This is a genomic window from Dermatophilaceae bacterium Soc4.6, from assembly GCA_039889245.1.
GTDB lineage: Bacteria > Actinomycetota > Actinomycetes > Actinomycetales > Dermatophilaceae > Lapillicoccus.
Window position 1 is genome coordinate 4,668,984 of record JAZGVH010000002.1, and the last position, 20,516, is coordinate 4,689,499.

Genomic DNA, 20,516 nt, shown 5'->3' on the forward strand with positions numbered 1-20,516 from the left:
CCGTCACCGTCCTGGGCACGTACCGGAACGACAATCGGCGAGTCGTGCAGGACGCGAACGTCGAACGCGGGAGCGCTGAGGGCGCCTACGCGAAGCGTCAGCTGTTCGAACTCCTGCAAAACGCCTCCGACGCGATCCGGGGCACCTCGTCCGGCCGATGCGAGGTCATCCTCGGGCCCGACACCCTGTACGTGGCGAACTCGGGCGAGCCTGTCACCGTCGAAGGCGTGATCGCCTTGATGGGAACCCATGACTCGGTCAAACGCGACGACAAGATTGGCCGCTTCGGTCTCGGGTTCAAGTCCCTGCTCGCCGTCACCGACGGCCCCCGGGTGTTCAGCCGGTCGGGCTCCTTCGCCTTTGATCGCGTCAAGGCCAAGCAGGTCATCCAGGAGGTGGTCCCCGGACATCCTCACTACCCGGTGCTGCGTTGGGCCGAGGCGATCGACCCGGCCCAGGCCAGCCGTGACGACCCGATCCTCACCGGGCTGATGAAGTGGGCCACGACGGTCGTGGTGGCACCCCTGCTCAGACCGCAGCGGGTTCGTGACGACCTCGCCGCGGATCTTCGGCGGTTCCCGGCCGAATTTCTCCTGTTCTCGCCCCACGTCGAACAGCTCGGGCTCGAGGACCGCGTCTCCGGTTCAGCCCGTGCCATCACCCTGGCATCCGACGCAGCAGGAACGGTGGTCCTCAACGACGCCAACCGGCGTTCCGTGTGGGTCGTGCGACGACAGGTCACCCGACCGAGCAAGGCGGCGCTGGAGGATGGGGGGTACGCCGCCGCCCGGGAGAGCGTGGAGATCGCCTGGGCCGCGCCGTTGGAAGGGACACCCAAGGGGGTGGGGACGTTCTGGGCGTACTTCCCGACCACGTCCGGGACCACGCTGTCCGGGATCGTCAACGCGCCCTGGAAGCTGGCCGACGATCGTGAGTCGCTGCTCACCGGGCGGTTCAACGACGAGCTCCTCACCGAGGCGTTGCCCACCCTCGTCGGGGACGCCCTCGCCACCATCCACCGCGACAGCAAACCGACCGCCGTGCTGGATGTCCTCCCCGCCCGCGGGAGAGAGTGGCGCAACCACGCCGACGACATCCTTAACGAACCCGTGATGCGGGCCGTCAGCGCCCGCCCGTGCATCCCGACCCTCGCGGGTGGACTGCGCCATCCCACCCGCGTCAAGCTGCATCCCGAAGGACTGGAGCCCGAGGAGCTACGACTGTGGGCCTCGGTGTGCCCTGACCCGGAAGGGTGGGCCAGTCACGCGATCACCAGCACCGAGCACCGGTCCAAGGTCACCCGACTGCTCGGGCATCACGGGCGGGACGCGATCTCCCTGCGCGATTGGGTGCAGCACCTGGTCAAGGCGACGCCGACACCCACGGTCGAGGGATCGGCCGTCGCGGTGCGTCTGGTCGCCTCATTGATCGGCCGGCTGTCCGAGCCGGACAGGGTCGACGAGCTGAAGAAGGCCCGTGTCCTGCTTCTCGAGGATGGGTCGGTCGACGCCTGCCGCCGCGGCCAGGTCTTCCTACCGGGCCCGACCCCTCAACCCGATCGACAGATCATCAACCCGGTCCTCGCCGCTGACGCCGGCGTGGTGTCGGCCCTCGGCTCCCTGGGGATCGAGGTCTTCGACAGTGCGGGCGAGCTACGCAGTGAGCTGACCGCAATGCACGTCGACTGGCATCGCGTGTGGGCCTCGACCCGGAAGAACTCCGCCGAGCAGTCCGAGGAGATCTTCCGGGATGTCTTGGGGGATCGACTGTTGGAGAGGCTGCAGGTCCGTACCTACTCGGGTAAATGGAAGCATCCGGGGGAGGTCTTCCTCGCCGGGGAGGTCATCCCGAGGGACGGTTCCCGCGACGGTGACTTCCTGGTCGATCCTCGTTTCCATCAGCAGGACGAGGTGCTGCTGCAGCGGCTCGGTCTGGTCTCGGCGCCTCACAAGCTGCTCTCGGCGCCTCCGGAGCTGTGGCGCACGGCCAAGTTGGCGTCCGTGCGTGATGACTACCGCAGGGACACCGATCAGCAGCGTCTTCCCGACACGGGTATCGACGTCGACGAGGGCCGGGTGCCGTGGCCGCTGGAGACGTTGTCGCGTCTGTCGGAGGAGGGACGGGCCGCCTTGACTGCGGCCGTCATGCGGCAGCTGAGCGGTGACGAACGCTGGAGGGTCTCCCGCAGCAGCGGCGCAGGCAGACCCAAGGACGTGGACAACCCGACGTGGCTCTACCTGCGGGACCACGGGCGTCTCCGCACCGCCATCGGGACACACCCCGTGTCGCGTTGCCTGCGCCGGGACGAGGACGGGGTCGTGATCGACGGAGTGCCGCAACCGCTGCCCTACGTCGAGTCATCCGTCACGAACCACCAGGCGAACGCCCTGGCGCTGAAGGACGACCCCGGTGAGCTCCGCCCGCAGGACTGGGCGGCGATCCTCGATCAGGCCAAGGCCTGGGAGGACGATCGCCGGTTCCTCGTGTACGCATGGGCTGCCTTCCTCAAGCAACCCTCACCGATGCGGATCCGGGTGAGACGTGGCCCCGGTTTCGCCGAGGTGCCGGCCGTCGAGGTGGCCGTCACGTGCCGGTTCGAGGTGTTCACCTCGCTGGTCACCGCAGGTGTGCCGGCACTGCTGGCGACCTCGAGCACCGACTTCGAGGCGCTGCGGGGCAACTGGGGGATGGCCGACGGGGACACGATGCTCACCGAGACCGTCGACTACGAGCTGGCAGGTGAGGCGTTCACGCTGACCGACCGGTTCCCTCCATTGCGCAACTACCTCCCCGTGACGGACCACGACCTGCTCGCCCAGCCCTGTCAGCGCCTGGAACTGCTCACGTCGACCCCGGTAGGGCAGCAATCACGTCCGCTGGCGCAACACCGCGACGCCCACACCATCTACATTACGGCGGAGAACCCTCGAGAGGTCCTCACCCAGATCTGTCGGGCACTGGACGCGACGTTCCGACCCGACAGGGTGCTCCAGCTGATGGAGGAACAGCAGCGCAGCAAGTTGCGACAGGAGATCGCCGAGACGGCGGACCTGCTGGACAAGCTGGTCCTCGCTGTCGGGGTCGACGACCTGACCGCGGCCGTCCCCGCGGCAGCGATCGATGCCCTTAGGCATGACACAGCTCGGGTGGTGGGGGACCGGGACATCGCTGCCCTCGCCCTCGCCGTCGAGGGCTACGCCATCCTGCACTGTCGGGTAGCCGCGCTGAAGACCCAAGGGCTCAACCCCCCGTCGTCCTGGGCCGGATGCCGCGAGGCCCGTGACTGGGTGCGGGGGCTCGGCTTCCCGGTCGAGTTCGCGGGGTTCCGCGGCACCTCGCGTGACGCGGAGGTCGAGGTGGAAGGACCGTTGATCTTGGGCGACCTCAACCCCTACCAGCGGGACCTTGCTGACAGGGTCCGGGCTCTGCTCGACCCCGATGCCGAGATGCGCCGGGGCCTGTTGTGGCTTCCCACCGGCGCTGGTAAGACGCGGGTGGCGGTCCAAGCACTGGTGGAGCACATGGCACAGGCCCAGTCGGACGTCCTGGTCATCTGGCTGGCCGAGACGGACGAGCTGTGCGAGCAGGCGTTGCAGACCTGGTCCCAGGTCTGGCGGGCCCAGGGGAAAGCTGGGACGCCCCTAACCCTCAGTCGACTATGGGCCACAAGGTGGCCCACAGAACGCGGCGGCCATCAGGTGGTCGTCGCCACGCTCGACAAGCTCGACTCGGTTATCAAACGGGAGGGCTGGCAGCAGGACTACGGCTGGCTCGTTAACCCCCAGATCATCGTGGTCGACGAGGCCCACCGATCGAGCGGGGATCAGTACACCCGCACCCTGAGCGCCGTCGGTGGGGCGAGTCGGGTAGCGGACATGACCACACCGATCGTGGGACTGACCGCGACACCGTTCGTGGGTTTCGACGAACGGCGCACCCAACAGTTGATCAGCAGATACCACAACAACCGCCTCGACATGGGCGTCTTCCCCGACGACGACGTCTACGGCTACCTGCAGGGCCAGGGGATCCTTGCTCGCGTCCAGCAACGGGAACTGCGCGGAGCGGATGTCGTGCTGACCGAGGCCGAGATCGAGCAGGCGAAGATGCGGATGCCCGACTCCGTCGAGAAGCGACTGGGCCGAGACGAGGAACGCAACACCGAGATCGTGCGCGCTTTGCTGGAGCTGGGCGAGGACAAGACCGTGCTGCTGTTCGCCACGTCCGTCGAGAACGCGAAAGTGTTGGCCGCCTTGCTGACCTACCACGGGGTCGAGTCCCGGGCGGTAGCCGGTAGTACCGACGCCAACCTTCGACGCCGCTACGTCGAGGACTTCAAGTCCGGACAGGTCAGGGTCCTGACCAACTACAACGTCTTCACCGAGGGCTTCGACGTCCCTCGGGTCGACGCCGTGTTCATCACCCGACCCACCTTCAGCCCCAACGTCTATCAGCAGATGATCGGCCGTGGGCTGCGTGGCCCACGCCACGGTGGCACGGAGGAGGTCCTGATCGTCAACGTGGCCGACAACCTCACGAACTTTGGCCAGGAACTGGCTTTCCGCCACTTCGACCACCTGTGGTCCCGAGGGACACGAACATGACCGCCCTCGCCTCCGACTTTGCCTCCGAGCCTGAATCGGGGCGTGGGCACTACACCCTCGATCCCGCCCAGGAACTGGCCGCCGTGGCCGATGCCGACGCCCGCCGGATTGTCATCGCGGGTCCGGGAGCGGGGAAGTCGGAGGTCGTGGGCAGCCGGTGCCGTTACCTGCTCGAGCAGGGGGTGTACCCCGAGGAAATCCTCGTCGTCTCGTTCTCGCATGCCGCCGTGGAGGTGGTGCGGAACCGGACCAAGGAAGTGGTCGACGAGGGCCGTGGTGTCGACTGCACCACACTCGATTCACTCGCCACCCGGGTCCGCGCCGAACTCGACGACGACATCTCGGACTTCACCGGGTACGACGACTCCATTCGGCGGGCCACCCTCCTGCTCGAGAGCTCCCGCACACCCGAGCGAGCCGAGAATCACGTCCTCGCGGACGTGCGTCACCTGATCGTCGACGAGGTCCAGGACGTCGTCGGGATACGCGCCGCGTTCCTCCTGGCCCTGCTCGAGCACGCCCTCGACGATGCAGGCTTCACCCTCCTCGGCGACCCCCTGCAAGGCCTCTACGACTTCCAGCTCGACGGGCCGGACGGGCTCACCTCGCAAGCCCTGTTGGACACGGTGACGGACCGCTACCGGCCGGAGACCATCATCCTGCAGGGTGAGTACCGTTCCCGAACCCCGCAGGCCGCGGCCACGGCCACGGCCCGCACCGCACTGGCCGCACTGACGCCCTCGGACCAGCTCCTGCGCCTGACGGGCCTGTGCGCAGACCTGCCCACCCTCGGCGACCTCGACCACGAGGCCGCAGACGCCATTCGCGCCTGGACCGGCACCACAGCCCTGTTGTGCGACACCAACGTCCGCGCCGGTCTCGTGGCCGCCGCACTGTCCGAACTTGGGCTGCCGGTGGAGACCGCAGCCGCCACGAGCGACCCGTCCCTTGCACCCTGGATCGGTCTCCTCCTTGCCGATCACCACGCACGCACCATCGGCATCGACGAATTCGCCGACCTGGTCGGTCGATCCCGGTCCCACCCCGGCTGGCCCGACCACCCTGACCGCGACGACGACCCCGAGCCCGGGCTTGACCCGCGAGGCGGCCCGACGGTCACGGACCGGTGGCGGACCCTGATGCGGGTGTCACGCTCAACCCGGGGCTTGGACCTGGTCGATCTTGCCGCCCGCCTGCGCCAAGGCGGTTCACCTCTGCCGCTGCGCCGCAAACCGGGGTCCATGGTGACCGCGTCCACCGTGCACCGGGCCAAGGGTCTGGAATTCGACAATGTGATCATGGTCGACCCCGAGACCTGGCAGGAACAGGGCCAGGCTGCCCGTAAGGGGGTAGCCGGGGTGGCCGTCACCCACGCCGAGACGCAGACGATCGCGGCGGCCCGACGGATGTTCGTGGCCCTGTCCCGGGCGCGGGCACGACTGGCCCGTGGCCGTAGCGTCTGCACACGGTTCTGGGGGAGGGACCCACGCACCGGTGTCTGGCTTCGGCGGTCTCCTCGCGGCCGGGGAACGACGGGACTGCTTCTGGAGCCACGGCTGGCCCGCGACCTCGGACCGTGCCCCGAAGACCTCACCGCGATAGTGGGGTCCGCGGTGACCTGGTTACGTGCCGCGGACCTCGTCACCGCCGACGCCCTCGCGGTCCCGTCGTGGACCGCCACGGTCGGCGACCGGGTAGTGGCCCGCACCGGAGAGGTGTTCGGCGAACTCGTCCGCCGCCAGGCCTTCCGCGACGGACTGCCGGGGCTGACCGGTGGACGGGTCGAGGGGCTCGAGACGCTGGTCGGACCCGCCGGGCACACCGCCCCCGACGGCTACGACGGTCCCGGCCGGCACGGCCTGTGGGTCGGAGCACGACTGGCGGGGCCCTTGTCGTTCGAGTGGGAGGATGCCGGATGAGCATTCCGGACACGGCATACGAGACACGGGAACTCGTGATGAGCCGCCTCGGCGAAGACCTGCTCGGCGGGCCGGATGACGACGTCCTCACCGAGAAGCCGCTCTCCCGTTTCATCATGGGCATCCTCTACCCCGAGGTCACCACCAATGAGCCGGGTGCATCAGCGAGTTCGGGGTTCGTCCTCGAGGAGGACGTCGAGAACGACGTCGAGGCCGAGACCGGGGGGACAGCCCCCGACGCCGGTGTCGACCCTGCAGTGGCCATGTCCCGTGCCCGCTACCCCCGATCCATGGGCATGACCCTGGCCGCAGGTGACGAGGCCGGGGCCGCCCTGGAGATCACCGTCTCGGCCGCCCGGTACGAGCCCGGGAGCGAAACCCATTGGCGTGCGCGCGATCTGCGCGACTGGCACGAGACGGTGAAGATCCACCCGCCCCGGCTGGAGAAGATCGCCGTGGCGGACGGTCTTCAACTCGTGGTGTTCACCCGGCCGGCCCGTGATGGCATCATCGCCGTCACCCTGACCCTGCTCAACACTCTCACCGCCGTGCTGGGCGACAAGGACGGCGCCTGCTGGTTCCGCCCGACCCTCGCCGCGACGGCCGTCAATACCCGGCTGCGGGAGCGGCCCGCCTCGGTCGGGGCAGGGATCGACGAGCTCGAGGTTGCCTCCCAGCGGCTGCTCTTCCGGGATGTCCGATCCTTCGCCGTCGGACATGGGTGCGCCGTGGCGTGGGACGGCAACACCCCCGAACGCATCACGACAACCTTCCTGCCGCGCCACGAACTCCTCCTCAGCGAAGCCGCCGGTGCAGACACCCTGGATCTGTCGATGGACGCGCTGGCAAACGACGACTCCTTCGACGTCCTCGACCGGCTGATCGCCGACTACCGGGAGTGGATCACGAGCCTGGAGCCCCAGGCGTCCACCAAAGGCCTGGCGCCCGAGGAGATCGTCACCCTCCACCGGCACATCCGCGAAGCCCACGAAGCAGCCGATCGCATGGCCTCCGGCCTCGAGCTGCTGCGTACCGACGGCGACGTCGCGCGCGCGTTCCAGCTGACGAACCTGGCGATGGCGCAACAACGAAGCCGTCAACACCACCACCGATCCGGAGGTAAGGGGGACCCGCCCTCGACCTCCGCGGCGGCGTGGCGCCCCTTCCAGATCGCGTTCATCCTGACCAACCTGCGGGGACTGGCCGATCCTCACCACCGCGATCGAGGCATCGCCGACCTGCTCTGGTTCCCCACCGGCGGCGGCAAGACCGAGGCCTACCTCGGCATCATCGGTATCGCCATCCTCCTGCGGCGGTTACGCGACCCCGCCGCCGCCGGGGTGTCGGTCCTCATGCGTTACACCCTGCGGTTGCTCACCCTGCAGCAGTACCAACGGGCCACCGGCCTGATCTGCGCCCTGGAGAAGATCCGCAGCGACCGCCTGCCCGACACGGGCCCGATCTCCATCGGGTTGTGGGTGGGAGGAGCCTCGACCCCCAACACGATCGAGGACGCCCGCCGATCCCTGGACAAGGCCCGGAAACCGGGAGCCGCCGACATCGACGACGACCGCAGCGACCCGGTCCAGCTGCGACAGTGCCCCTGGTGCGGGCACGCCCTGGATTACCGGAACTACGCCATCGTCGACAAGACGTGGATGCGGGTCGCCTGCGGCGAACCGACCTGTGCCTTCCGCCACGGACTACCGGTCCACATCGTCGACGAGGACGTCTACACCAACCGCCCGTCACTGGTGATCGGCACGGTCGACAAGTTCGCCATGATGCCCTGGAAACGGGAAGTGGGCTCATTACTCGGGGTCGACAGCGGTACCCACGCAACGAGCGACGGTTTCCATCACGCCTCACCGGACCTCATCGTCCAGGACGAACTGCACCTCATCAGCGGCCCCCTGGGCACGGTGGTCGGTCTGTACGAGACCGCGGTCGACGCGATCACCAGCATCGACGCACCGGCGAAGATCGTCGCCTCCACCGCGACGATCCGTCGTGCCTCCGACCAGGTGCGGGCCGTCTTCGCCCGCGACACCCGCCAATTCCCCCCGCCCGGCCTCAGCCTCACCGACTCCTATTTCGCCGTCGAGGCATCCCGCCAGACCAAGGCCAGCCGCGAATACGTGGGCGCCATGGCCCCCGGAGCAAGCCACACCACACTCATGGTCCGGGTCTACGCCTCACTGCTCCAATCCGCCTCCGTTGTCGACCCGTCGGACCCGTCGGCCGACCTGTACTGGACGTTACTGGGCTACTTCAACAGCCTGCGCGTCCTCGGCGGCGCCTACATCCAGGTCCTCGACGATGTCCCGGACCAAATGAAAGTCATCGCCGGCCGACGGCACGAGACCGTGCGCGATCCGGGGGGTATCCGCGAGATGACGTCGCGCAAACGGTCCGCGGAGATCCCCCAGGAACTGCAGATCCTCGAACGCCGACGGGGTGAACCCGACGCCGCCGACGTCGTCCTGGCCACCAACATGATCTCCGTGGGAGTCGATGTCGACCGCCTCGGTCTCATGGTCGTCATGGGGCAACCCCAGACCAGCTCCGAGTACATCCAGGCCACCTCGCGGGTCGGACGCAGCATGCCCGGCCTGGTGATCACCCTGTACAACTCCCGGCGCAGCCGCGACCTGTCCCACTACGAGAACTTCGCGGCCTACCACCGGGGCCTGTACCGCCACGTCGAGGCGACCGGCGCCACCCCATTCGCGCCGCGAGCCCGCGACCGGGCACTGCACGCCGTGCTGGTCTCCTTGGCCCGACACCGGATCCCGGCCGCCGGGCCGCCCGGCGCAGCCGGTGATGTCGAGGTCTGGCAGGACGAGCTCGAAGCGCTGGTCGACGTCGTCCTCGCTCGCGCGCAGGTCACCCGTCAAGCCGACGTGGAGTGCCCGGACGACGAGTCTGACGAGACGATCCGCACCGAGCTCGAGGCCCTGATCGACAACTGGACCGACCCCCCGGAACGTCTGACCCACTACGCAGGGTGGTTCGACAAGCACAAGGGCGCACTGCTCGTCGAGGCGTCGAAGGCGATCGGCAAGGAACAGGCCCCGCTGCGCCTGCCTCCCGAGCAGCCACCGTGGCCGACCCTGACCAGCATGCGTGACGTCGACGCCGAATCCAGCGTGTACCTGATCCGCCGAGGAAGGAGGAGCCGCCGTGAAGGCTGACATCGTAGCTACCGTCCGGCGCACCAGCCTCGTCTCGACCTTCGGCGTCGGCTCCCTCCTGCCCGCCCAGGACGACTCCGTCATGATCTGCGGGCTCGAGGACTGGCCCGACGGCGGGGACGTCATCACTGAACCGCGACTGGCCAGGAGCCTGGGGGTCAGGGAGTTTCGTTCACCCCCGACCTGGCGCAAGACCGACGGCGACGTGCCCGCCGTGCGCTTCCCCCAGTGGTCGTTCTGCACCCACTGTCGGCGGCTGGCCCCCTTCTGGAACCTCTCCGACGGTGGCACCACCTCGTGCGTCCACTGCAGCAACCCACTCTCACCGTCCCGGTTCGTCTCGTGCTGCACCAACGGTCATATCGAGGACTTCCCCTACAGTGCCTGGGTACATAAGAACGCGAGCCTCCCGCACGCCGGACACAGCCTCAAGCTCACGGCCCGTGGTCACACCTCAGCCCTCAGCGACCTCGTCATCGAGTGTTCCTGCGGTGAATCGCGATCCATGGAGGGCGCCTTCGCCAAGGCAGCTCTTCAGGGGATCAAGCGGTGCACCGGCTCCCGTCCCTGGCTGACTGCCTCCGAGCCGGACTGCGATCAACCACTTCGGACGCTGCAACGAGGCTCGGCCAACGTCTGGTTCGCCGTCACCCGGTCCGCGATCTCGATCCCGTCCGTCTCCTCGATCGCCGACACCTTCATCGAGCCACGAATGCGTGACGTCAAACCGGACGCCACCCCCGAGGCCATCGCGGACACTCTCAACCCACCGACCGGCTGCACCACGCAGGATCTGATCCACTCCATCGAACGATGGCGGAACCCCGCAGTGACACCCGCCACCGCCACCGACGACGAACTGCGCGCGGAGGAGTACACCGCCCTCGTCAGAGGCCGCGGCCCCGTCGACGACCAGGCCCAGTTCCTCTGCCAGGAAGTGGACCTCGCCGGCAGCAGCCTACCGCCCCTGGTCGTCCAGGTCTCCCGCGTCAGCCGGCTGCGCGAGGTCCGAGCCCTCACCGGCTTCACTCGGATCGAACCCCCCATGAGTGACAAGGACGTGGCCGTCGCGCCGCTCACCGAGAAGACCGATCCGTCCTGGCTGCCAGCGGTGGAAGTCCTCGGTGAGGGCGTGTTCCTGCGACTCGACGACGACCTCCTTGAGCGGTGGTGCGCCACCGACTTCGCCCGCTCACGTACCCGGGACCTGACCCGCTCGATGACCGCGCGTGCGAAGCAGGGGCAGAGCAGCATGCTGGGGGAGACCACCATCTCGCCGCGCACGCTGGTCCTGCACTCGCTGGCCCACGTACTGCTCGACGAGATGTCACTGACGTCGGGGTACCCGAGCTCGTCCCTGCGTGAGCGGGTCTACGACAAGCCCGAGCAGGCCGGGATCCTCATCTACACAGCCACCGCCGACGGCGCCGGCAGTCTCGGGGGACTAGCCGCACTCAGCGACCGCCACCGAATCGCCGCCACCCTCGCCAACGGCATCGAACGTGCACGATGGTGCACGACGGATCCCGTCTGCATCGAGTCCACCGAGAGCGGCGTGGACGGTATGAACCATGCTGCCTGCCACGGGTGTCTTTTAGTCCCCGAGACCAGCTGCGAAAGATTCAACCTGCTGCTCGACCGCGCTACCCTAGTTGGCATACCTGGAGCCGACGATGACGCGGGCCTCTTCAGGTAGAACTAGCCCGAGGGGACGACGTTCAGGCCCCGCCCGCCGCCCCTCACATGGTTATCGGTACCGCTCCTCGCGTGCGCGCGTCACCTGGCCTTGACGCGTGGTGCCCAGGTGCACGATGTCGGGAGGGGAGGATGGTGCTATGCCCGCCGCGCTCGCCGTCGACCTCTGCGGCTCCCGTGACTGGGGGATCGTCGCCCCGAACACCTCGGACGTTAGCGACAAGGCTTCGGTCGAGCTGGGCCGGGCCCTGTTCGCCGCGATGGGCGTGCCGCACGGGCAGCGCCGCCTGCGCGACGACGACGAGCTGGTCACACACATCGGCACCCTATGACTGTCCAGGGCATCCGTACGACCCGTGCTCCAAGACGGCCCCTACAAGACCCCCGCGGACGTCGGGTACGCCACCGCCAGCTGAGTCGCCTGGTGCAACGAAGGCCGCGCGCGCAGCTCGTTCGGCTACGTCACCCCGATCGAGTGTGGGACCGCCTTCTACGCTGCGCTCAAGCCCGAGCCGCAGCCCGTATGGGAGCGGGAGAGAACCTGGGTCGATTCAACACGCTTCGGGTATAGCGTCGCCTCCGATGTCAACCCTATGATGACAGCGGCTACGCATCGGGCCGACACATGAAGTTGGGCCAGACCCAGCGTTCCCACTCCCAACCAAAAGAAAGAAGTACATGACGGAGGCATCGACCAACACCGTGCTCGTTACGGGCGAGAGTGTCAGCCGGGCTCATCTTCAGCGGCTGACGGACGCTGGCCTCATCGTCATCAACCCTGCCGAGAGTTTCCCTCCGGCCATACTTGCCGAAGATGACCTAGCTCATGTCCTTGAGCCGTGCGTTGGCTACATACTCGGGGGTGACGAGGTCGCGTCCCGCAAGGTGCTGGAGCGGGCCCGAAGCTTGAAAGTGCTCGCCTTCCTCGGGGTGGGGTACGAGTCGTTTGTGGACACGGAAGCGGCAACGGACCTGCATATTCCAGTGACTAGCACGCCTGGGGTGCTGGCCAACTCTGTTGCCGAGTTCACAGTTGGTCTCTTGCTCGACGCTCGGCGCAACATTACCCGATTCGCAACTGAGCCCGGGTTCCCACAAAACAAAGCCCGGGATTTATCTGGGCATGCCGTCGGCATTGTTGGGCTCGGCGCGGCCGGAAGTCGAATCGCTGAAATATTACGAAAAGGATTTGGGGCCGAAGTCAGCTACTTCAGTCGAACTCGAAAGCCTGCCCTTGAGGAGTCGCTTGGCATTCGCTATGCATCGCTTGAAGACATCACGGCAAGTGTAGAGTCGCTCATTTTGATGGTTCCTGAAACACCAGACACCACAAACTTGCTAACGTCCTCGCTTTTGCTCTCCAGAAGTTCTTCCAATCCGATGATCGTCATTAACACGGCGCGAGCCGAGGTTATTGAACCCCAAGCGATCTTGCAGGCTGTAGAGTCAGGCGCAGTCTCCGCCTTATGGTTTGACGGCTACTATCGGGACGCTACAGATGCGACCCGGTCCCTTGAGGTCAGTCCTTCGGTGTTCGTTACTCCACACGTGGCCTCTTTGACACACGATGCGCGGGACGCTATGTCGACAATGGCGGTTGAGTCAATCCTAAAAATCCTGAAAACGGGGTCCGACGAGGCGATCGTCAACCCAACATATCTAGCGCAAGGCACGTAGGTGAGCGTGGGGCCGAGTGTCGGCGTTGTCGGCGGAGGAATTATAGGTCTGTCGATAGCGGAGTATCTGTCTGCCCGGGGAGCTGAGGTAACTGTTGTCGAGAGAAGCGATGGTTTCTCGCTGGGCGCTACGTCAGCAGCCATCGGCGGTATCACACCCCAAAGCGAGGCTTATTGTCGTGGCCCTCTCCGATACGTAGCCACGTGGAGCACCGAAATGTACAGGGGATATATTTCTAATATTGAGTGCCACAGCGACACCAAGATTAACCTTCTTGACACCGGGCAACTCCAAGTCGCATTGTCTGAGGAGGAGATGTCCCGAATTGAGAACGAGCTTGTTCCAGTCTGGACAAGCGAGGGTTTTACTAGCTACGTTCTTGACCGTGCTGAGAGCCTAGCCGTTGAGCCCCTATTGGGACCCGGCGTTGTCGGATCCGTCTTGCTGCCGGTCGAGATCGCCGTGGAACCGATGGAGATAGTCCGGGCCCTCCTGATCACGCTAAGCGCCCGGCCGAACGTGACGCTGACAAATGGGAGTATGGTTACGAAGCTGCTATCCACTGCGAGCCATGCATCGGTTGTCTTCGATGACCAGATAGTTCAATCCTTCGACTACGTCGTTGTCGCGGCTGGCCTCCAAACACCCACACTTGTGCCCGAGCTCAAGAGTGGAATCTATCCAATGCGGGGACAGGGGCTAGAACTAAGAGGGGCTCTAAGCGGCTATGCGTTTCGTCACCACATTTACTCCGCAAACGGTGGTCCCACGCGGTCTGCATACATGGTGCCTCGCGCGGATGGTCGTGTGGCAGGCGGTGTGACCTATGAACCGAACGTCGGGATAGAGCGGGTGGAAGATCAGGCTATCGAGTCAATCCGACGTGGTCTGGCAGAGGTGTGTCCTGTTACAACAAGTTGGCCGGAGACGCGGCGTTGGGCTGGCATCCGTCCGGCGTCAATTGATGGAATACCGTATATCGGAGCGGTCGATTCAGGATCCCGGCTGATCGTTTGCGCTGGGCATCAGGGCTTGGGAGTCACGCTCGCGCCAGTTAGTGCTCATCTTGTGGCCGTGCTTTTGGGATTGGTTAACGCGGGGGAAAGGGAAGTCCGTGCGCTAAATATTTGCAACCCAGCACGTCACAAGCAGATTGTGAAGCGCAACGAGGGGTACGATCTCGCATGAATCGGTTTGGCCGTGCCTGGAACTCTTCCTTTACCAAGTCAGGTCTGGTGGTCCTATGCCTTCTACTAGTTGGACTCGTCATCTGGGGAAATGGTTTTCCGGTTCATTTTGACGTGAGTCAGGTTGGTGACCTCGGTACCTGGGTTTCAAGCGTCGGCACAGTCGCTGCGGTCGTCGTAGCTTTGCGTGAGTCCGCCTCTGCTCGGCGTGCGCAGCGAATCGACCAACTCTGTTCAGTAGCGGCATGGATGGACCTTGAAAGGCGGGATGACGGCACGCCGAGGTGGACGGTTACGCTTCTCAACAATACGGCGTTTCCGATCTACAGATGGTTGGCAACGCCATCGGGATCCCACAACCACACGGGCTGGCATCTCTGCTCAAGCCGGCTCGGCCCGCTCGTGCCAGGGCCGACTCGTTACGAGATTCCGGCGTATCCTGGGGCAACTTTCATGGACGCGGAACCGATCGAGGTAGCTTTCGAGGACCGAGAGGGAGGCATCTGGCTGCGCCACTCAAGTGGAGAGTTGTCCCGCAGCGAGACTTTGGTGTTAGCCCACGGCACCACGCCCTGTGACGCCGCAAGTGGGAGTTGACTGCTGTGGAACCCCCCCGCCGTATTGATCCTCACGCGCCAGACAACGTGGACAGCCGGCGTATGAGTCGACCGCCCCTTTCGCAAGTGGAGCAGACGTACCTTCGAAGCGTCGTTGAACTCATCACACATACACCGCCGGAATCGGGACAATTTGGCGATATTAGGGACCCGCTTGGGGACCTTTGGATCGATCGCTCAATGGTCCCGCTCAGCCGAATAGCCGGCTCACCGCCAATTGACGACCAAGACAGTGTCGGCCTCCCTGTAGCTGAGCTGCTCGATGGTGAGCTCGGGGTAATTAGGCTGCTTGTCGGTGAACGTGGGGCTGGCAAGACCGCAATCACGAAATACCTGGGTGCCGTCCTAGCGCGGCAACTGTTTGGGGGGATGGGTACTGCATTTCCGATATTTGTCAATGCCAGCGAACTGCTTGCGGAACCTGGGGGTGACGCGGTAAACGTTCTTGCGCGGGCAGCCGCCGAGTCCGTGGTGGGGGTCACCGTCACTCAGGAGGTGATGAGTCGTCTGCTGGAGTCGGTTCAGTATCCGCTCGTTGTGTTCATAGATGGCCTCGATCTCGTGCTGATGGAGTCAGATGGCGAGCACACCCGGGAGCGCGCGATCACGAGCCTAATCCGCACGTTGCAAGCGTCAAACGCTAATGTCAGAATCGTAGCCACCTGTCGTGAAGACGTGTGGTTTGATCCAGATTTCGGTCTACGTCATCTGGGAGAGTCCTTCTTTCTGCGTCTATTCACTCCCCGAGACATTGCTTTAGCGATTCACCGATGGTGGGAGATTAGAGGCAGCCACGTCCTGACTCCTCCGGCGCTAATCGCTCAGATAACTGCGGATCGACATCTGAGCAGACTCTGCAGGCTTCCACTAATGCTTAGTTTGGTGCTAGGTGTCGTCGAACGTAAGCGCCAATTGCCTGTGGGCGTGGGCGGACTTTGCGACGAGATCGCAAGGCGCTGTCTTGACGCTACTGAAGCCCAGTCCAGTAGCCAGTTCGGTTTGTCGCCGAGCGATTTTCGAGCAGAGCTCGAACAAATTTTGAGAGCTCTAGCTTGGAAGACAACTGAGCTAGCTAACAACAATGATAGGCAACTTGGCATCCTCGCTACGTCAGAAGTCCGGGACCGGATTTTGAACGTGATTGATAAGGGCGGGCGCACCGGAACCCTACGGTCTTCAACTGCCGTGGTCTCGTACTTGACCTTATTTCGCGAGGGTTTAGACTTTTTCGGCGAGGTAGTACCGGACGGTTATGGTTTTCGGCAAAATGCCTTCCGCCTGTACTTCTCTGGACACCACTTAGCGTCGGCGACCACGATCGGCGTCCCTACTCTAAGTGAGGATGGTCCGGCGGAATGCCTACGGGTCTGGGCGGAGGGGCAAGCACACACCCAGTCGATTGACAGCGTCCTCCTCTGGGTGGAAGATCTCTTCGAATTGAATGCTGAGAGAAGCAATCTCCTGGCGGCAGAGTTGGTGGCTGTCGTACGCCGGGTAGCAGAGGAGACGAGGGCGGGTTGGATGCGACGTTGGAGTGGACGAGCGCTGAATGCCATGGTTTCGTTACGCGAGACACGGAATTGTGCGTTGGATCTGAGAATGCGCGCCGGCGACGTCTTGGCGGAGCTCGGCGATCCGTTGCTTTCGGAGGAGTCGCTGAGGGCTCGCTACGTCGATGTGCCGGCAGGACGCGCTCACATTGGCAAGCAGTTACCGCCGGTGACTACCGACCGCAAATATCAGAGGATTCATTGGGCGCCGGCCTTTGAGACAAATATCGGCCCGCTTCGTGTGTCAAAGTACCCGGTGACGAATTTCGAGTTCGGCCGGTTCATTGTGGCGGCGGGCTACGAGACCACGAGGTACTGGACGCAACAGGGTGACAGATGGCGTACTCAAGATGGCCCGTTTATCGATGAGCTTTCAAGCATTGTCGAGGCCTCCTTCGGAGTGCATTACTCGAAAGACGTTGAAGGTCGTTTTATGACGCTGCTTGACCACACAAATCTAGTCCACGAATTTTGTCAGACGCTTTTGCTGCGGAACCGGCCTCTTTACTGGCTCGACGCGAGATTTAACCATCCCAACCAGCCTGTCGTCGGGATCAACTGGTGGGAGGCATCAGCATATTGCTCATGGCTAACTGAGGAATTGCGTGGCTCTAATGTCATAAGTGAAAGCGAAGTGTGTACTTTGCTTTCGGAGGAAGAGTGGGAGTACTGCGCTCGGGGTATTGGCAGGAGCTCATATCCTTGGGGCGACGACTGGACAGAGGACAGCGCTCACGTTCGACGTACGGATGGATGGCTTACGCGCTCGACGTCAATTGGAACGTTCCCATGGTCTTGTTCACCATTCGGCCTCCACTGCATGGTGGGTAATGTTTGGGAGTGGTGTAGTTCAAGTGCTCGAGAGTATGCAGTTGGTCCGTTCGCGGAGGTGAGCACCAATGTTCTAGATCGTGTGACGCGTGGTTCCTCGTGGTTGGCAAAGGAGCCGCTCACGCGTGATATTGCATTCCGGTCGTATGACCCTCCCTGCAATGCATACGTCGATCTCAGCCTGCGTGTCGTCATCCGTTTGGAGATGAGCGAATGATCAACGGTGCGAATTCAGACCTGTCACTGACCTCGGACGAGCGTTCAGCGTTAAGCGCTGGCTGGAACTTGGCTGATGCCCATGCCCGCCAAGAAATGTCCCCATCGGAGATTCGTAGTATCCGAGAGCGAATGGGGGAGATGTTTGTTCTAGCGAGTCAGGCTGACTATGCCTTGCTGGAGCAGGAGAGTTCGGCAGCGTTCTTACTGTCCATGGGCCAGAACCCCGGAAAATCTCGCCGCATAGCCGTGTACTCGTCCTCAGTCGCCTCTATGATTGTGGCTCGCATGTTGAGGAATCGAGGCGCGAGTGTTCGGCTCACCTGCCCCACGTTTGATAATGTCTATGCTTTATTAGTGGGCGAGGGATTAGATGTCAAACCGCGAATTGGACTCGCTGAACTTGAGGTCACCTCAGACGCGGACGCAATATTCGAAGTCACGCCAAACAACCCCACCGGCCAGTTTTTGGATCCTACTGAGCTTTCCAAACTGGCCCGAAGGTGCGCAGACGCAGGACAGGTTTTGATCCTCGACCAAAGCTTCAAGGGACAGGTTGAGGAGGCCTGTTTTGACCATTATGGGCTTTTAGACTCGTCTGGCGTGAGCTACGTGGTTATAGAGGACACCGGCAAGCTGTGGCCCACGCTAGATCTCAAGGTGGCATTCTTGGTCTGCAGCGGCGACCTCCTTCAAGAGGTTGAGCTTATAGTAGACGATGTTCTTCTGAACGTATCGCCTTTCTTGTTGCAGCTCGTGCTCGAATACTCGCGGTATAGCATTGCAGATAATTTCGCATCTATACGTGGCCTGATTCGAGAGAATCGCCAAATTCTCCGTGCGTGCCTTAAGGACGTTGTCCAAGTGGCGGTCGCTTATCCTGAATCGACGATTGGTGTTGAAGTGCTCGATCTTAATGTGGGGACATCGCATGAACATTTGGCGATGCTCGACCGCTCGGGTATTGCTGCCCTAGATACAAGGAAATTCTATTGGTCGTCTGAAGCAGCTGCACCCTCGCAGATTCGACTCGCGTTGTGCCGGGAGCCGGATCTCTTCCGGGCGGCACGAGATCGTCTGGTCGACTTGTGGACGGTGGCTGGAGTACCTCAGTGACGTCGGTGGATCATGGTGGACCGCTTTTTTACGCGGCCAACTCTGACGAGTTCCGATCCACGGTGAGTGTGTTCAACGGTCGGTCGGAGGTCCTCGGACGCTATGCGGCGTGGCCCTCGACGCCGCAGGAGTTGCAGGGTTGCGTTGACAGAGCCCGGAAATCGGGGATGTCCGTGTCCATCCGTGGTGGCGGTCACGGAATAGCGGGGCGGGCGCTTTCGGGGGATTTGATAATTGATATGCGTAAGTTTCGGAATATGACGGATTCCGGCGAGACGGTGAAGGTAGGCGCTGGCTGTACCTGGGCGGAGCTTGACCATTTTGGTGCGTCTCGGGGATGGGTGGTTCCAGGGGGAACCGTATCAACGACCGGCGTGGCAGGCCTGGCATTGGGTGGGGGCGTCGGATGGTTGCTGCCCACCTACGGCCTTACGTGCGACAGCTTAGTAGGCCTGAAAGGAGTGACAGGCCTGGCTGAGGACGCTCGAATCGACGATGCCTACGACGCTGTAGCGATGAAGCTTGCGCGTGGGTTTGGGCATGGCTGGCTGGCCATCCATGAGTTCGAGTTCGTGCATCACCCCCTTCCGACACGAATTGAATTTGGTTCCATTGAATATCGCGAGGAGGACGCTTACGATGTCCTGCATGCGCTGTCGACAGCGTCTGGCGCTTGTCCCGACAGTATCAATTGGAGTCCAGCCCTGATACGGCGTTCCGATCGAAGCTTCGTATCTGTCGACGGTATGTCGTTTGGTTCGATTTCGTTCGGGGACTGGATTCGGTCAGTGTGTCCTGTGACGCCATCCTCTACATCGTTCAGAACGGGGTCCTACTGCGATCTTCAGCGAATGCTGGACAACCCCGCTCGCTGGGGGCAGCGGTCGGCTTGGCGGTCACTGTTTGTTCGGAACCTTCCGGATGAGGCGATCGCTGAGTTGGTGCGGGTGTTCGAGCAATCAAAGGTTGAGACCCTGCAGATCTTTGTCGAGCGTATGACTGGAGTGGTAAAAGGTCCGCGCTTCCCTAGTGATTTTGCGCTTAGAGATGCAAACTTCGACATCCTAATGGCGGCTAGTTGGAGCGATCCTGGTGCGGATCGAGCATCAGTCGAGTGGCTTGATGATGCTAAAGAAGCAATTCTTTCGAAGTTGGCTGAATCGGCGTTTTCAGCGACCTACTCAAATTATGCCGCGAAGACCGAGCGGGTGATACCTTCAGGTGTTCGAGCGTCCCTTGACAGAGTAATTGAGCGGTACGATCCGGATCGGTTGTTCAAGTCATGCTATTAATGGCAGAACGACTTTCCGCAAAACGATGATCGATGCGCGGTTTGTATTTCTTGGAGCAGCGATTAGTCTGTTCGGGAGCTCCATATATGCGCGTCGCACACTTCGTGGACTAACGAAGCCTAACCGTGTAACGTGGCTCCTATGGTTTCTTGTGCCAATCATTATCGCGGGCGTGCAGCTAGCTAACGGTGTCGGCTTCTCAGTCGTGATGACACTATCGGTCGCAGCTGGCCCCCTGTTGATCTTTACGGTCTCACTTGTAAACGATAGTGCTTACTGGCATGTTGGCCGATTTGATTTCGCGTGCGGGGCTGCAGCTATCGGTGCGCTTGCTTTGTGGACTCAATCGCACGACCCTGTTGTTGTTGTTTGCCTCGCCATCGCCGCGGACCTCGCAGCTGGTATACCGACTCTTTTAAAGGCGTTTAGGTTTCCGGAGACAGAAAGTCCAGAAGCTTACTTCTGTGGATTTATCAACGGCTCGATTACCATATTATCGCTCCAACGATGGGATTGGATCAGTGTCCTGTTCCCTGGCTATATCCTTCTGCTGACCGCCACATTATTTTGCCTTATCCATTTCAGCTTGGGCAGACGAATATTGGGCGGGGCGCCCTT

10 protein-coding genes are annotated in these 20,516 nt (G+C 63.1%); all 10 read left to right on the forward strand.

The features are described from left to right. Window positions 1-44 precede the first annotated feature (44 nt). The 10 genes from V3N99_21730 (at window position 45) to V3N99_21775 (ending at window position 19,898) form a co-directional block, all read left to right on the forward strand. A complete protein-coding gene (locus tag V3N99_21730; protein MEO3939340.1) occupies window positions 45-4,604 on the forward strand; it encodes a DEAD/DEAH box helicase family protein in 4,560 nt (1,519 codons plus the stop codon). Further along, window positions 4,601-6,523: a UvrD-helicase domain-containing protein gene (locus tag V3N99_21735; protein ID MEO3939341.1), complete on the forward strand. Its 1,923-nt coding sequence runs from the start codon at window positions 4,601-4,603 to the stop codon at window positions 6,521-6,523. Before V3N99_21730 ends, V3N99_21735 begins: the two co-directional genes overlap by 4 nt. Next, the gene (locus V3N99_21740; GenBank protein MEO3939342.1) at window positions 6,520-9,717 is read left to right on the forward strand and encodes a helicase-related protein; all 3,198 of its coding nucleotides are present in this window, start codon (window positions 6,520-6,522) and stop codon (window positions 9,715-9,717) included. The genes V3N99_21735 and V3N99_21740 overlap by 4 nt, the downstream gene beginning before the upstream one ends. Then, window positions 9,707-11,413, forward strand: coding sequence for a DUF1998 domain-containing protein (locus tag V3N99_21745; protein ID MEO3939343.1), 1,707 nt, complete (start codon window positions 9,707-9,709; stop codon window positions 11,411-11,413). Before V3N99_21740 ends, V3N99_21745 begins: the two co-directional genes overlap by 11 nt. A 139-nt stretch (window positions 11,414-11,552) precedes the next feature. After that, window positions 11,553-11,744, forward strand: a complete 192-nt coding sequence (locus V3N99_21750) for a hypothetical protein (GenBank protein ID MEO3939344.1) — start codon at window positions 11,553-11,555, stop codon at window positions 11,742-11,744. A gap of 346 nt (window positions 11,745-12,090) precedes the next feature. After that, window positions 12,091-13,089: an NAD(P)-dependent oxidoreductase gene (locus tag V3N99_21755; protein MEO3939345.1), complete on the forward strand. Its 999-nt coding sequence runs from the start codon at window positions 12,091-12,093 to the stop codon at window positions 13,087-13,089. After that, window positions 13,090-14,277, forward strand: a complete 1,188-nt coding sequence (locus V3N99_21760; GenBank protein MEO3939346.1) for an FAD-dependent oxidoreductase — start codon at window positions 13,090-13,092, stop codon at window positions 14,275-14,277. It abuts the gene before it with no gap. 796 nt (window positions 14,278-15,073) lie between these two features. After that, on the forward strand, window positions 15,074-17,491 hold the full coding sequence (locus tag V3N99_21765; GenBank protein ID MEO3939347.1) for an SUMF1/EgtB/PvdO family nonheme iron enzyme: 2,418 nt from the start codon (window positions 15,074-15,076) through the stop codon (window positions 17,489-17,491). After that, window positions 17,488-18,606, forward strand: coding sequence for an aminotransferase class I/II-fold pyridoxal phosphate-dependent enzyme (locus V3N99_21770; GenBank protein MEO3939348.1), 1,119 nt, complete (start codon window positions 17,488-17,490; stop codon window positions 18,604-18,606). Before V3N99_21765 ends, V3N99_21770 begins: the two co-directional genes overlap by 4 nt. 68 nt (window positions 18,607-18,674) lie before the next feature. After that, window positions 18,675-19,898 (forward strand): FAD-binding protein, encoded by a 1,224-nt coding sequence (locus V3N99_21775; GenBank protein ID MEO3939349.1) that lies wholly within the window; start codon window positions 18,675-18,677, stop codon window positions 19,896-19,898. Window positions 19,899-20,516: the final 618 nt, after the last annotated feature.